The 12,263-nt window shown below is 55.3% G+C and carries 13 protein-coding genes; 5 read left to right on the plus strand and 8 right to left on the minus strand.

Annotation, left to right across the window (positions count from 1 at the left end; translation table 11 throughout):
- Window positions 1-14 precede the first annotated feature (14 nt).
- From solA to mdtH, 7 genes are all read right to left on the minus strand, one after another.
- On the minus strand, window positions 15-1,133 hold the full coding sequence (solA, locus tag K2184_RS21340) for an N-methyl-L-tryptophan oxidase (protein WP_108703963.1): 1,119 nt from the start codon (window positions 1,131-1,133) through the stop codon (window positions 15-17).
- 124 nt (window positions 1,134-1,257) lie between these two features.
- A complete protein-coding gene (gene bssS, locus K2184_RS21345; RefSeq protein ID WP_004101039.1) occupies window positions 1,258-1,512 on the minus strand; it encodes a biofilm formation regulator BssS in 255 nt (84 codons plus the stop codon).
- Between the two features lie 286 nt (window positions 1,513-1,798).
- Complete coding sequence (gene dinI / locus K2184_RS21350; RefSeq protein ID WP_004101040.1) at window positions 1,799-2,044, minus strand: DNA damage-inducible protein I; 246 nt, start codon at window positions 2,042-2,044, stop codon at window positions 1,799-1,801.
- A 72-nt stretch (window positions 2,045-2,116) separates the two neighbouring features.
- Complete coding sequence (pyrC, locus tag K2184_RS21355) at window positions 2,117-3,163, minus strand: dihydroorotase (protein WP_023329493.1); 1,047 nt, start codon at window positions 3,161-3,163, stop codon at window positions 2,117-2,119.
- A 123-nt stretch (window positions 3,164-3,286) separates the two neighbouring features.
- Window positions 3,287-3,847 (minus strand): lipoprotein, encoded by a 561-nt coding sequence (locus K2184_RS21360; protein WP_004101044.1) that lies wholly within the window; start codon window positions 3,845-3,847, stop codon window positions 3,287-3,289.
- A 135-nt stretch (window positions 3,848-3,982) separates the two neighbouring features.
- Window positions 3,983-4,630, minus strand: a complete 648-nt coding sequence (gene grxB / locus K2184_RS21365; protein ID WP_004101046.1) for a glutaredoxin 2 — start codon at window positions 4,628-4,630, stop codon at window positions 3,983-3,985.
- A 65-nt stretch (window positions 4,631-4,695) separates the two neighbouring features.
- On the minus strand, window positions 4,696-5,904 hold the full coding sequence (mdtH, locus tag K2184_RS21370) for a multidrug efflux MFS transporter MdtH (protein WP_004112151.1): 1,209 nt from the start codon (window positions 5,902-5,904) through the stop codon (window positions 4,696-4,698).
- A gap of 229 nt (window positions 5,905-6,133) precedes the next feature.
- Here mdtH and rimJ point away from each other — a divergent pair, with 229 nt between their 5' ends.
- The 4 genes from rimJ (at window position 6,134) to murJ (ending at window position 9,949) form a co-directional block, all read left to right on the plus strand.
- Window positions 6,134-6,718: a ribosomal protein S5-alanine N-acetyltransferase gene (rimJ, locus tag K2184_RS21375; protein ID WP_004101049.1), complete on the plus strand. Its 585-nt coding sequence runs from the start codon at window positions 6,134-6,136 to the stop codon at window positions 6,716-6,718.
- A 9-nt stretch (window positions 6,719-6,727) separates the two neighbouring features.
- Window positions 6,728-7,375 (plus strand): YceH family protein, encoded by a 648-nt coding sequence (locus tag K2184_RS21380; RefSeq protein WP_004101051.1) that lies wholly within the window; start codon window positions 6,728-6,730, stop codon window positions 7,373-7,375.
- A gap of 2 nt (window positions 7,376-7,377) precedes the next feature.
- Complete coding sequence (locus K2184_RS21385) at window positions 7,378-8,301, plus strand: Gfo/Idh/MocA family protein (RefSeq protein ID WP_163525358.1); 924 nt, start codon at window positions 7,378-7,380, stop codon at window positions 8,299-8,301.
- Window positions 8,302-8,413: 112 nt separating this feature from the next.
- Window positions 8,414-9,949, plus strand: coding sequence for a murein biosynthesis integral membrane protein MurJ (gene murJ / locus K2184_RS21390; RefSeq protein WP_004101058.1), 1,536 nt, complete (start codon window positions 8,414-8,416; stop codon window positions 9,947-9,949).
- A 53-nt stretch (window positions 9,950-10,002) separates the two neighbouring features.
- Here the strand turns inward: murJ and K2184_RS21395 are convergent, their stop codons facing one another.
- Window positions 10,003-11,217 (minus strand): MFS transporter, encoded by a 1,215-nt coding sequence (locus tag K2184_RS21395; RefSeq protein ID WP_163525360.1) that lies wholly within the window; start codon window positions 11,215-11,217, stop codon window positions 10,003-10,005.
- Between the two features lie 109 nt (window positions 11,218-11,326).
- Between K2184_RS21395 and K2184_RS21400 the strand changes: the two genes are divergently transcribed.
- Complete coding sequence (locus K2184_RS21400) at window positions 11,327-12,262, plus strand: LysR family transcriptional regulator (RefSeq protein ID WP_023320711.1); 936 nt, start codon at window positions 11,327-11,329, stop codon at window positions 12,260-12,262.
- The last annotated feature ends 1 nt before the right edge of the window (window position 12,263 follow it).

The following is a 12,263-nucleotide window of genomic DNA, read 5'->3' on the forward strand; positions in this document are numbered from 1 at the left end:
GTGACGTTGGGCAGTTATTTATTAAACCGCGCCAGTGAAAACGCAGATAGATCAAATCCAAAGGGTTCTTCAAGCGCGAACCGTGTGGCCAGTTCGCCTAAAACCGGAGCAAATTTAAAGCCGTGACCGCTCAGGCCGGTGATCAGCAGCGTATCCGGCTGGCCGGGTAGCATATCAATAATAAAGTCTTCGTCAGCAGTATTGTCATAGGTGCAGGATGCGCCGTGCAGGCAGCCGCCGATACCGGGCAACACGTTACGCAAGAAGCTAAAAGATTCTGAACCGTCGGTTGCAACAGAGCCAAACGGCTTGCGCTCCTCCGGAGTGGAAATAAGCTGCCCGCCGTTATGCTTACCGATTTTTAATTCGTTATCTTCTGCCGGGAAACCGTAAAACTGATCGCCATTGGCTAACTCGCCGGTAAACGCCGGGAAGTTATTTTTGCTGCTGTAGCGACCATCGGCCTGAAACCAGGCGAAAATTTTACGTACCGGTTGGACAGGGAGTTCTGGCAACAGACGCGTAACCCAGGTACCGGCGCTGACAAGGAGTTTTTTGCCGCTGTACTCGCCGTCCAGCGTCTCAACGGTTACGCCGTTCGGTTGGTGGTGAATAGCAGAAACCGGGCAGTTGAACAATTGCGCGGCTCCCGCTTCGCGTGCCAGACGGATCCAGGTTTCAACGGCCAGTTCGCTGCGCAGTATCCCGGATGCGGGTTCAAATATCGCCCGGTAATCGTCAGGAATACGAATTTCCGGCCAGCGAGTCATCACTGTCTGCGCATCCATTTCTTCAATATTGAGCTGGAACTCGCGCGCGCTACTGGCCACGTTGCGCAGAAAGTCGGAGTCGGCAGGCCCGAGGTTAATCACCCCTGTACGCTCAAAAACGGCTTCCCCACTGGCGGCGGCAAACTCATCCCATAGCTTCTGCGCGCGTAGTACCAGAGGGACGTATCTTTCGCCTTCGCCGTAAGCATGACGTATCAGACGGGTGCTGCCGTGATGGCTACCTTCCTGATGCGGAGGCTGATAGGCATCAATCATCAGTACGTTAAGTCCTGCCTGGCGAGCATAATAGCCTGCGGCAGCGCCGACGGAGCCGCTACCGATAATGATAAGATCGTATTGCATGGTGAGTTCCGGGTTATTGCTTTATTAGCAGGGTAATTAACAACCTGCTGATATACAAGCCCGAAAATAGTTCAGGCACCCGAAGGTGCCTGTGAGGTGAATATTAAGACATTTTTGCTAAATCTTAATGCCTTCGATACTCATTTTCCTGGTATTCGCCTGATTCAATCTTCGCAATACCTGCTTCCAGAATAGAAATAAACTGACGTGCGACGTCCGTCGTTAGCCATAGCGTCTGGCCAATCTCTGCGTCTCTACTGCTTTCTTGAGCGGGGTTTTGGTAGTGCAGGCGCAACATCAGCGCATCGTAACTATCTACGGTGCTGATGTCCCATCCAACGAGGGGATGGGTCTGGATGACTTCATTATTCTTTTCCATCATAACCCCTTATTCATATGTTAAAAGACAACAGTTCTCGAGGTTTAATGCGTGTTTTTTGAAGCAAGTTAATTATATCAGCAGTCAAGAATAAACTCGAGAAATTAAATGAAAAAGAGATACATACGTTGCTGATTGCTGTTTTTTTACGCAAACACAATTCAGTTATACGTTATTTTTGAAGGCGCTAAGCAAAAGCAATAGGGGGAAGTCTGAGTATCAAAAAAATAAAAAAGCCGGGGCGACCCGGCAAAAAGTTGCACAATGAGGGAGCAAATTTAATTGATTAGTCGCGGACAAACCAGTCGTCAGCGCTTTCCCAGGTTTCTTGCAGGATTTCGCTAATCCGGTCTTTGTCTTCTTTCAGGCCGCCGATAACCGACAGATTGTTATTAGCCGCGTAGCGAACCGTCACCTGGCTTGACGTCGAGGGGAACTGCTGTTCGATACGGCGGGAGAGTTCATTGTTCAGCGCATCTAAAGCGCCGTTGGGTAAGGCTGTCGATTTGGCGATAGAGACTTCAATACGCATAATTGCCCCCTGTGTAATGTACTGTTTATTTATACAGTATGGTTGTCGCATTTACAACAGGGGGAGAGGTATTTATTTCTTCATGCTCCAGCGCACGGTTTCTCCTGCCAGGAACGGCACCAGCGCGTCGCCAGGCAGAGCGATACTCTCTACCACCAGGCTCTCTTCGCGCACCAGCTCAACGTAGCCTTCATTGACCGGCAGACCATAGAAGCGAGGGCCGTTAAGCGAACAAAAGGCTTCAAAGTGCTGCAGGGCGTTCATCTCCTCGAACACCGTTGCGTAGCTGCCCAGGGCGGTCGGGGCGTTAAAACAGCCTGCACATCCGCAGCTGGCTTCCTTACGATGGCGGGCATGCGGAGCGGAATCAGTACCGAGGAAGGCGCGGTCAAAACCGCTGGCCACCAGTTCGCGCAGCGCCTGCTGGTGAATATTGCGTTTAAGGATCGGCAGGCAATATAGATGGGGACGCACGCCGCCAACCAGCATATGATTGCGGTTAAACATCAGGTGCTGCGGGGTGATGGTCGCCGCCAGCAGCTCATTGCCGTCGCGTACGTATTCAGCGGCATCTTTGGTGGTGATGTGTTCGAACACCACTTTCAGACCCGGCAGGCGCCGACGCAGCGGCTCCATGACGGTTTCAATGAACCGCGCTTCTCTGTCAAAAATATCGATGTCCGCGTGAGTGACCTCACCGTGCACCAGCAGGGGCATTCCCAGCTTTTCCATGCGCTCCAGTACCGGCATGATTGCATCAGTGCTGGTGACGCCGTGGCTGGAGTTGGTGGTGGCATTGGCCGGATAAAGTTTGGCGGCGGTGAAAACGCCCTCGTTGAATCCGCGTTCCAGCTCAGCAGGGTCGAGCGTATCCGTCAGATAGCAGGTCATCAGCGGCGTAAAATCGTGGCCCGCCGGAATTGCCGCTATGATGCGCTGGCGATAGGCAAGGGCGGCTTCGACGGTGGTGACAGGGGGTACCAGATTCGGCATCACGATCGCCCGGCCATAAAACTCACTGGTGTAAGGCACGACGGTTTTTAACATATCGTCATCGCGCAGATGGATATGCCAGTCGTCAGGGCGGCGGATTTTCAATACCTGGGATTGTGCTGTCATGGAAGGCTCCGGCTAAATAGGGTCAGTCATCAGGGCTGTTTTTGCCGGGCACTAAGGATAAGCGTAAACGTTTTCCTTTGCATCAACTTCCGTAAAAAAACGGGCGCTTCTGCGCCCGAACCGTTAGTTAGTGAACGGGATAATAATCTCACCCGGCTTAACCTCAATCCCTTTAGCATACTTTTTCGCCAACGCTTCGCCCGCGCTGGCGTCTTCGCGCAGGACGTAGGCAGGCTGCTGATTGAAGTAGCTACGCAGCGACTGATTCAGGTAAGGAATGAGCGTCTGTACCACGGATTGCAGTTTTTCAGGTTGAACCTTTGCGTCCACCACCTCCATCTCCTGCAGGAAAATGGCGCCTTTCTCTTTGTTGAAGGTCGGCAGCGCTTTTAGCTTCAGGTCAATGGTCGCTTTCTGGTTCCCGAATAGTGAATTCAGATCTAAATTAGCTACGCCGCTTAGCGTCACTTTATTGGGTTCTTCACGACCAATCGCGCTGGTCAGGTTTTGTAGTTCAATATGAGCATCCGCAACGCCGGGCAGGCCAATATCCTTGGCGAAGTGGTTACGTTTCTGCAGCGCCTGGTTGATCTCCTGCTCACTCACGGAATATTGCGTAAGCTGATTACAGCCGCTCAGCAGGCCGCTGACGATAAGCGCGGCCGCGATAAACATCTTTTTCATTGGATTCCTTAATGTCATGCCATGGGTTCATCCTGACACAAAGCAGCATGACCCGCCAGCGCAGGAGGTGCTAGCGGAAAAGACTTAAAAAGCGGGGGGAGGCAGCGAAGGACACTACCTTCCGCTGCCCTGAGCTTAAATAGCCATTGAGGAAAGCAGATTGATTTGCGTCTGTTTAGCCATATTGTCGCGATAGGCGGCCACGCGGCTCGGCCAGTTCACCCCGGCAACCAGCGTCAGATTCCGCAGGAGTGGGAAGAGATGAATATCATCTTCAGACAGCTCTCCGTTGACGGCGTTTGGCTGGACGATAAGTTTATCCAACGCGCGCAGATCGTCGCTGATGTTCTTAACCAGACCGGTAGAATGGGCGAGGTGATCGGCAAAGCTACCAATAGCCGCTTCCTTCTTATTCACAAAATAAGCGCGCGCCTCTGGGGTTGAGAATTCATCAAATGCGGATTTGGCGAAACGCGGGATCAACAGACGATTCGCGTAGACGTTGACCTTGCGCAGCCAGGTTTCAATAGCCGGGTTACGCGCTCCGGTCAGTAGCGGTTTTCCATCAAGTTTATCGACATAGTGCACGATATCCATGCTTTCTGGCATATAGCGACTATCGTCTTTTTGCAGGATGGGCGCCATTTTCTGGCCGATCATGCGGGTTGGGGTTGATTCATCATCGTTCAGGAGCGTGATCAGTTCGACAGGGATATTTTTCAGGCCGAAAATCATGCGGGCTTTCAGGCAGAACGGGCAGTGATCGTAGATATATAACTTCACGTTTCTCCTCCATTGTTGCTGAACTTCCTCAATTCAGTATGGAGGAGAAACGACGGTCCGGCAAATCAGGTGCGCGGCTCGAGCATACCGGACGTTGAACGTTTTGGACTGAACTGCCACCACAGAGCAACAAACGTCGCAAGACCGATCGCGCCCAGCATCAGCCACGGCAGCTCCGGCTGACCCGTGGCCTTACCGGCATCGAACAGCCAGCCGCCGCCTGCGTAGCCGAAAGCGCCGCCGAAGGCTAATCCCAGACGGCTAAAGCCCATATAGCTGCCGCGCGCTCTGGCATCCGCCAGCGAAGCGCCAAGCGTCTCGCGCGCAGGCTCGGCGATGATGGACCCGATATAAAACACGCAGATCAGCGTAAACAGCTGCTGCAGATTGCTGCTCAGGCCAATCGGCATCATTGCCAGCGTCATAATCAGCAGTCCGGCCATCAGCCGATGCTCAAGGCGAAACCGTTTTTCACTCCAGCGGGCAATCGGATAAAGCAGCGTCAGTGAAATGGTGGCTTCGATGGCATACATCCATTTTACCGCCGCCGGAGAACCCGCAATATCGTTAACCATAATCGGCAGCATTAACATGACCTGTACTGCCAGCATGTAATATCCGGTTAGCGTCAAGACGTAGGTGACAAATCGTTTGTCACGCAGCACGCGGCCCAGCCCTTCACGAACCGGCGTTTTAACCGTTGACAGCTTCCAGGCCGGGAGATACCAGGCATTGAACGCCGCGCAGGCGATAAACAGGGCCGCTCCAGCGCTGCACACCAGACGAAAATCATACTGCAGCAGCCAGCTACCCAGCAGCGCGCCGATCACCGCCCCGGCGCTGTCCTGCATCATCAGAATGGAGAAGAAACGCCCGCGCTGGTGTGGGCGAACCAGCTTAACCACCAACGCCGCCCGCGGGGGATCGAACAGCGTGCCGCCGAGACCGGAGAGTATGCAGGATAACCACAGGACCCATGGTTCATGGGCGACGGCCATCGCGGCGAAACCGGCAGCTCGCATCAGCATGCCGGTGACGATCATCGGTTTGGCGCCAAAACGGTCGGCAATCGCACCGCCGAATATCCCTAAACCTTGCTGCACCAGTTGACGCAGCCCGAGCGCAATGCCGACCATTAGCGCGGCCCACCCCATCTGATCGACAAAGCGAATAGAGATGAGCGGGAACACGACGAAAAAGCCGAGTACGACCAGCATGTTATCAACTAACAGGAAATATTTACCCAGGCTCCTTGCCTGCGATACGCGGGACATTTCCCCTCCCGGGAAAAATAAGAATAAGCTCTGATATTTTGCGGGGTTAATGGCTATTTTCCCAGCTAACTCGCGACAATATTTTTTTATCAAAATGCAAGAACGATAGAGGCTATTCATCGAAAAGCAGAGATGGTGCAGAAAATGGTATGTTGCTGTTTTCACACATCCCTGCAGGACAGGTATAGTAAAGTCAGCAAGTATTGCGTCAGGGGAACAGGAGAGGGGAATGTTTGGCTATCGCAGTAACGTACCGAAGGTGCGTTTGACGACGGATCGGCTGGTGGTGCGGCTGGTACACGATCGTGACGCCTGGCGTCTGGCCGATTACTACGCGGAAAATAAAGGGTTCTTAAAACCCTGGGAACCAGTGCGCGACGACAGCCACTGTTATCCTTCCGGCTGGCAGGCGCGTTTATCGATGATTTCGGAGTTTCACAAGCAGGGTTCGGCATTCTATTTTGCGCTGCTGGACCCCGAAGAAAAAGAGATTATCGGCGTGGCGAATTTTTCGAACGTGGTGCGCGGATCGTTTCATGCCTGCTATCTCGGTTACTCTATCGGAGAGAAATGGCAAGGGCAGGGGCTAATGTTTGAAGCGCTGACGTCGGCAATTCGCTATATGCAGCGCACGCAACATATCCATCGCATAATGGCAAACTATATGCCGCATAATCAGCGTAGCGGCGATTTGCTGGCGCGTCTGGGTTTTGAAAAAGAGGGTTACGCCAAAGATTACCTGCTCATTGATGGGCAGTGGCGCGATCACGTACTGACGGCGTTGACGACACCGGACTGGACCCCGGGTCGCTAAGGAGACATCATGAAATATCAGTTAACCGCGCATGAGGCGCGAGTCATTGGCTGTCTGCTGGAAAAGCAGGTCACCACGCCGGAGCAGTACCCCCTGTCGGTCAACGCGGTGGTGACCGCCTGTAATCAGAAAACGAACCGTGAACCGGTGATGTCGCTCAGCGAAAATGACGTGCAGGAGCTCCTCGATACGTTAGTTAAGCGTCATTTTTTGCGTACGGTAAGCGGTTTCGGCAATCGGGTGACCAAATATGAACAGCGCTTCTGCAACTCTGAATTTGGCGACCTGAAATTAACTCCAGCGGAAGTGGCAATTATTACCACATTGCTGCTGCGCGGGGCGCAGACGCCCGGAGAACTGCGCGGGCGGGCGCAGAGAATGCATGAATTCAGCGATATGGCAGAGGTGGAAAGCGTCCTCGAAAATTTGGCTACGCGAGACGACGGCCCCTATGTTGCGCGTCTGCCGCGGGAACCCGGGAAGCGTGAAAGCCGCTATATGCACCTGTTCTGCGATGATATGGATTCGCTGATTACCGCCGTTGAAGCCGTTTCGCCGGCGGGTGACGATCTCCAGGCCCGCGTTGAGGCGCTGGAAGCGGACGTCGCTGAACTTAAAGCGCGTCTGGATTCACTGCTGCCTCATTCAGGAGATTAAGCATGTCGGCGAAACTACGCATCGGCGTCGTTGGTTTAGGTAGCATTGCGCAAAAGGCCTGGCTGCCGGTGCTGGGAGCAGCGGATGGCTGGACGCTACAGGCGGCGTGGTCGCCGGGAAAAGAGAAAGCGCTGCGCATCTGTGAAACGTGGCGTATCCCCTATGCGGATACTCTGGAACAGCTGGCGGCGCAGTGTGATGCTGTATTCGTCCATACTTCAACGGTTTCACATTATGAAGTGGTTAGTCGGTTACTCAATGCCGGAGTTCATGTCTGCGTTGATAAACCGCTGGCCGACAAGCTTAGCGATGCGGAGACGTTGGTTGAGCTGGCGGCCCGCCGCCATCTTACTCTTATGGTCGGATTTAATCGCCGCTTCTCCCCTCTCTATCGCGAACTTAAAACTCAGCTCGGTAACGCGGCTTCGCTGCGGATGGATAAACACCGTAGCGACAGCGTGGGCCACGATCTGCGCTTTACGCTGCTGGATGACTATCTGCATGTCGTCGACACCGCGCTATGGCTGGCGGGCGATAAAGCCCGTTTAAACGGCGGTACGCTGCTCACGACGGCCCAGGGTGAAATGCTTTATGCTGAACATCATTTCAGCTGCGGGATGATCCAAATGACCACCAGTATGCACCGCCGCGCTGGAAGCCAGCGGGAGTGGGTGCAGGCGGTAACCGACGGTGGATTATATGAAGTCCGTGATATGCGGGAGTGGCAGGAGGAGCGGGGGCGCGGCGTGATCCAGCGTCCGGTCCCCGGCTGGCAGACCACCCTTGAGCAACGAGGATTCACCGGCTGCGCCCGGCATTTTATCGAATGCGTGCAAAATCAGACGGTTCCTGAAACCTCCGGCGAACAGGCGCTGCTTGCTCAGCGTATCGTGGAGAAACTCTGGCGCGAAGCAATGAGCGAATAACCCGTTGTAACAACTGGCAGTAGTAATTCATTATGAACCCGGTAGACTATCGCCACTTTCCAGCGCCCGCCTGAGCGGGCGTTTTACTCCAGGGTTGTGGAATAACACGTTAATGAATCTTTTAAAATCACTGGCGGCCGTCAGTTCGATGACCATGTTTTCGCGCGTGCTGGGCTTTGCGCGCGATGCGATTGTGGCGCGTATTTTTGGCGCAGGGATGGCCACCGACGCCTTCTTCGTTGCTTTCAAACTTCCGAATCTATTACGGCGTATTTTTGCTGAGGGCGCGTTCTCACAGGCTTTTGTGCCGATTCTGGCGGAATATAAAAGCAAGCAGGGTGAAGATGCGACCCGGGTTTTCGTCGCCTATGTTTCGGGCTTGCTGACGCTGGTGCTGGCGCTGGTGACCATCGCTGGTATGCTGGCGGCACCGTGGGTGATCACCATCACCGCGCCGGGATTTGCCAATACGCCCGAAAAGTTCGCCCTGACCACTCAGCTCTTGCGCATCACTTTTCCCTATATTCTGTTGATCTCCCTGGCTTCACTCGTGGGCGCCATCCTGAATACCTGGAACCGCTTTTCGGTGCCTGCTTTTGCTCCGACTTTCCTGAACGTCAGCATGATTGGTTTTGCGCTGTTTGCCGCGCCCTACTTTAATCCGCCGATGCTGGCCATGGCGTGGGCGGTGACGGTTGGCGGTATTTTGCAGCTTGCCTGGCAGCTGCCGCATTTGAAGAAAATCGGCATGCTGGTGCTGCCGCGAATCAACCTCAAAGATGCCGGCGCGGTGCGGGTGGTGAAACAGATGGGGCCGGCGATCCTCGGCGTCTCGGTTAGCCAGATTTCCCTGATTATCAATACCATTTTTGCCTCGTTCCTCGTCTCCGGCTCGGTGTCATGGATGTACTATGCCGATCGCCTGATGGAGTTTCCGTCCGGCGTGCTGGGCGTGGCGCTGGGGACCATTCTGCTGCCTTCTCTGTCCAAAAGCTTTGCCAGCGGCAATCACGACGAATACTGCCGTTTGATGGACTGGGGATTGCGCCTGTGCTTTCTGCTTGCGCTACCGAGCGCCGTGGCGTTAGGGATACTGGCCAAGCCGCTGACGGTCGCGTTATTCCAGTACGGAAAATTTACCGCCTTTGATGCCGCGATGACTCAGCGCGCGCTGGTCGCTTATTCCGTTGGCCTGATGGGACTCATTGTGGTGAAGGTACTGGCTCCCGGCTTCTATTCGCGTCAGGACATTAAAACGCCGGTGAAAATTGCCATCGTCACGCTGATCATGACGCAGGTTATGAACCTCGCCTTTATTGGTCCGCTAAAGCATGCAGGTCTGTCGTTGTCGATTGGCCTGGCGGCCTGCCTTAACGCCGGGCTGCTCTACTGGCAGCTGAGAAAACAGAAAATTTTCACCCCTCAGCCCGGCTGGTTCCTGTTCCTGCTGCGCCTGGTGATTGCCGTCATCGTGATGTCTGCGGCGCTGCTGGGCGTGATGTACCTGATGCCGGAGTGGTCGCAGGGGACGATGCCGTTCCGCCTGCTGCGTTTGATGGTAGTCGTGGTAGCGGGTGTCGTCGCCTATTTCGCGACGCTGTTGCTGCTGGGCTTCCGCGTCAAAGAGTTTGCTCGCCGCACGGTCTGAGTTCTCTTCCTGACACAAAAGCCGCCCTGTATTGCCAGCAGGGCGGCTTTTTTTTACCTGACGGTTCGTTGCGCCGAAACGACCCTCGCGCTTTCTATCAGGCGGATGCCGAGGGCGATAGCGCCGGTAATGACGGCGAGAGTCACTACACCGCTCCAGCCTGCTATCACATACAGTTTGCTTCCCAGCACTGAGCCGAGCGACATTCCGATAAACACGCCGGTAAACAACAGCGCACTGAGACGACCGCGCGCCTGAGGCTCCAGACCATACACCAGGTTCTGGTGCGCCACGAGGCTGGATTGCAGTCCAAGGTCAAAACCGACGGCCGAGATGGCAATCAGGATCAGCTGGCCATGCGGCGGTAGCGCAGGCAGCAGAAACATCAGGGCAAAAGAAACGGTAACCAGCGCCGCGCCCATTTGCGTGACTTTTTCGGCTCCGAATTTATCGGCCAGGCCGCCAGCCAGCGGGGCGGCGAGCGCCCCGGCAGCGCCTGCAATACCAAAGCCGCCGGCTACCGCGCTGCCCATTTGATAGTGCGCCAGTAACATGACCGCCAGGGTGGACCAGAATGCGCTGAAGGCGATAGAGAGGAACCCCTGGGCGAATGCGGCGCGACGCAGTGCCGGATAGCGTTTCCACAGGTGGGCCATCGATTTCATCAGCTGCGGATAAGTCAGGTTTGAGTGAATTTCAAAGCGCGGCAGCACGCGCCACATCAGCAGACCAATCAGTGCAATACTGACCGCAGCGGCCTGATACATCACCCGCCAGCCGAATAGCGCACCCACCAGCCCGCTCACCGTCCGTGACAGCAGGATCCCCAGCAGCAGGCCAGTCATGACCGTACCCACCATTTTCCCTTGTTTACCCGCAGGAGCCAGAATCGCGGCAGCTGGTACGATATCCTGCGCCATTGTCGCAGCCATCCCGATCAGCAAACTAACCATCAACAGAGAGGTGAGCTGACCGGTAAGGCTGCAGAGCAGCAACAGGACCGCCAGCGCGGCGCTTTTCATCAGGATCAGCTTTCTGCGATCGTGACGGTCGCCAAGCGGTAGAAGGAAAAGTATACCCAGCGCATAGCCCGCCTGAGTCAGGGTCGGAACCAGACCCATACCCTCAACGCTCAAATGCAGGTTTGCTCCCATTAGCGGCAGCAGCGGCTGCGCGTAATAGATAGCGGCAACGCTGAAGCCTGCGCCGAGCGCAAGGATAAATATTACCCAGCCGGCTGCGCGGGAGGTGAGTGGTGTCGGTGTCATGATTGATTCCTCTTAGAAGCGATGGCGCTATTTTTCCCGTAATGAGGCTGGCGCGGTAGATAGCCCGGTGGTAAAACGGTTATACGCTAAACGTATAGGCAGAATAAAAATGAAGAAGCAGGAGCGTATAGATCGTATCGAATTGATGCGTACGTTCATTCGGATTGTCGAAGCCGGGTCTCTCTCCGCTGCGGCGGTCCAGATGAACACGACCCAGGCGACGGTAAGTCGACGACTCCAGTCGCTGGAAGGGCTGCTCGGCGCAAAGCTGATCCTGCGTACCACCCATGCGATGAAGCTGACCGATGACGGCGAGCGCTGTTACCAGCATGCCCGACAGATCGTCGATGCGTGGCTGGCGCTGGAAGACGACCTGCGCATCACCGATGACCGTCCGGTGGGGATATTAAGGGTACGGGCGCCGCATGCGTTTGGTCAGCAGCAACTGCTGGGGCCGCTGGTGGACTTTCTGCAGCGCTATCCCCAGCTATCGGTCGAATGGATGCTGAATGATAAAACCGTGGATTTCCTGAGCGATGGCATCGACTGCGCGATTCGCGTGGGGGCTGAGGTGGATCCGGCTACGGTGTCGGTCCTGCTGGCCGAGGTGCCGCGCAGCGTAGTGGCATCGCCGTCGCTGCTGGCGAACTATCCGCCGTTAACCGAGCCGCAGGAGATGTCGCTGCTGCCCTGGATAGCCATCAGCACATTCTATCAGCATGAGGTGATGCTGCAATCAGAGGTGGATGAGCAGCTTACAACCTTTAGCATTGCTCCGTGCCTGAGTACCGACAGCGTACATGTCGCCCGCAATACCGCGCTGGCGGGGCTGGGCGCGGCGATTGTTTCGAGCTGGGCGGTAGCGGAGGATATTGCCGCCGGGCGGCTGGTGGAGCTATTCCCACAGTGGCGTGCCTCACCGCTGCCGGTACATCTTGTCTATCCCTGGGCACGCTATTATCCGACGCGGTTGCGTAAGTTTCTCGATTTGATGCGCGAGGTTATGCCGCAGATTGCGGGGATGCAGCGACCGGAAGGGGAATAAA

It is taken from the genome of Klebsiella sp. K5-306, from assembly GCF_051835185.1.
Classification (GTDB): domain Bacteria; phylum Pseudomonadota; class Gammaproteobacteria; order Enterobacterales; family Enterobacteriaceae; genus Klebsiella; species Klebsiella oxytoca.

Excerpts from the sequence above, each read along its gene's own strand:
- solA (WP_108703963.1), bottom strand. The coding sequence starts at position 1,133 with ATGCAATACGATCTTATCATTATCGGTAGCGGCTCCGTCGGCGCTGCC.
- bssS (WP_004101039.1), bottom strand. The coding sequence starts at position 1,512 with ATGGAAAAGAATAATGAAGTCATCCAGACCCATCCCCTCGTTGGATGG.
- dinI (WP_004101040.1), bottom strand. The coding sequence starts at position 2,044 with ATGCGTATTGAAGTCTCTATCGCCAAATCGACAGCCTTACCCAACGGC.
- pyrC (WP_023329493.1), bottom strand. The coding sequence starts at position 3,163 with ATGACAGCACAATCCCAGGTATTGAAAATCCGCCGCCCTGACGACTGG.
- K2184_RS21360 (WP_004101044.1), bottom strand. The coding sequence starts at position 3,847 with ATGAAAAAGATGTTTATCGCGGCCGCGCTTATCGTCAGCGGCCTGCTG.
- mdtH (WP_004112151.1), bottom strand. The coding sequence starts at position 5,904 with ATGTCCCGCGTATCGCAGGCAAGGAGCCTGGGTAAATATTTCCTGTTA.
- rimJ (WP_004101049.1), top strand. The coding sequence starts at position 6,134 with ATGTTTGGCTATCGCAGTAACGTACCGAAGGTGCGTTTGACGACGGAT.
- K2184_RS21380 (WP_004101051.1), top strand. The coding sequence starts at position 6,728 with ATGAAATATCAGTTAACCGCGCATGAGGCGCGAGTCATTGGCTGTCTG.
- K2184_RS21385 (WP_163525358.1), top strand. The coding sequence starts at position 7,378 with ATGTCGGCGAAACTACGCATCGGCGTCGTTGGTTTAGGTAGCATTGCG.
- murJ (WP_004101058.1), top strand. The coding sequence starts at position 8,414 with ATGAATCTTTTAAAATCACTGGCGGCCGTCAGTTCGATGACCATGTTT.
- K2184_RS21395 (WP_163525360.1), bottom strand. The coding sequence starts at position 11,217 with ATGACACCGACACCACTCACCTCCCGCGCAGCCGGCTGGGTAATATTT.
- K2184_RS21400 (WP_023320711.1), top strand. The coding sequence starts at position 11,327 with ATGAAGAAGCAGGAGCGTATAGATCGTATCGAATTGATGCGTACGTTC.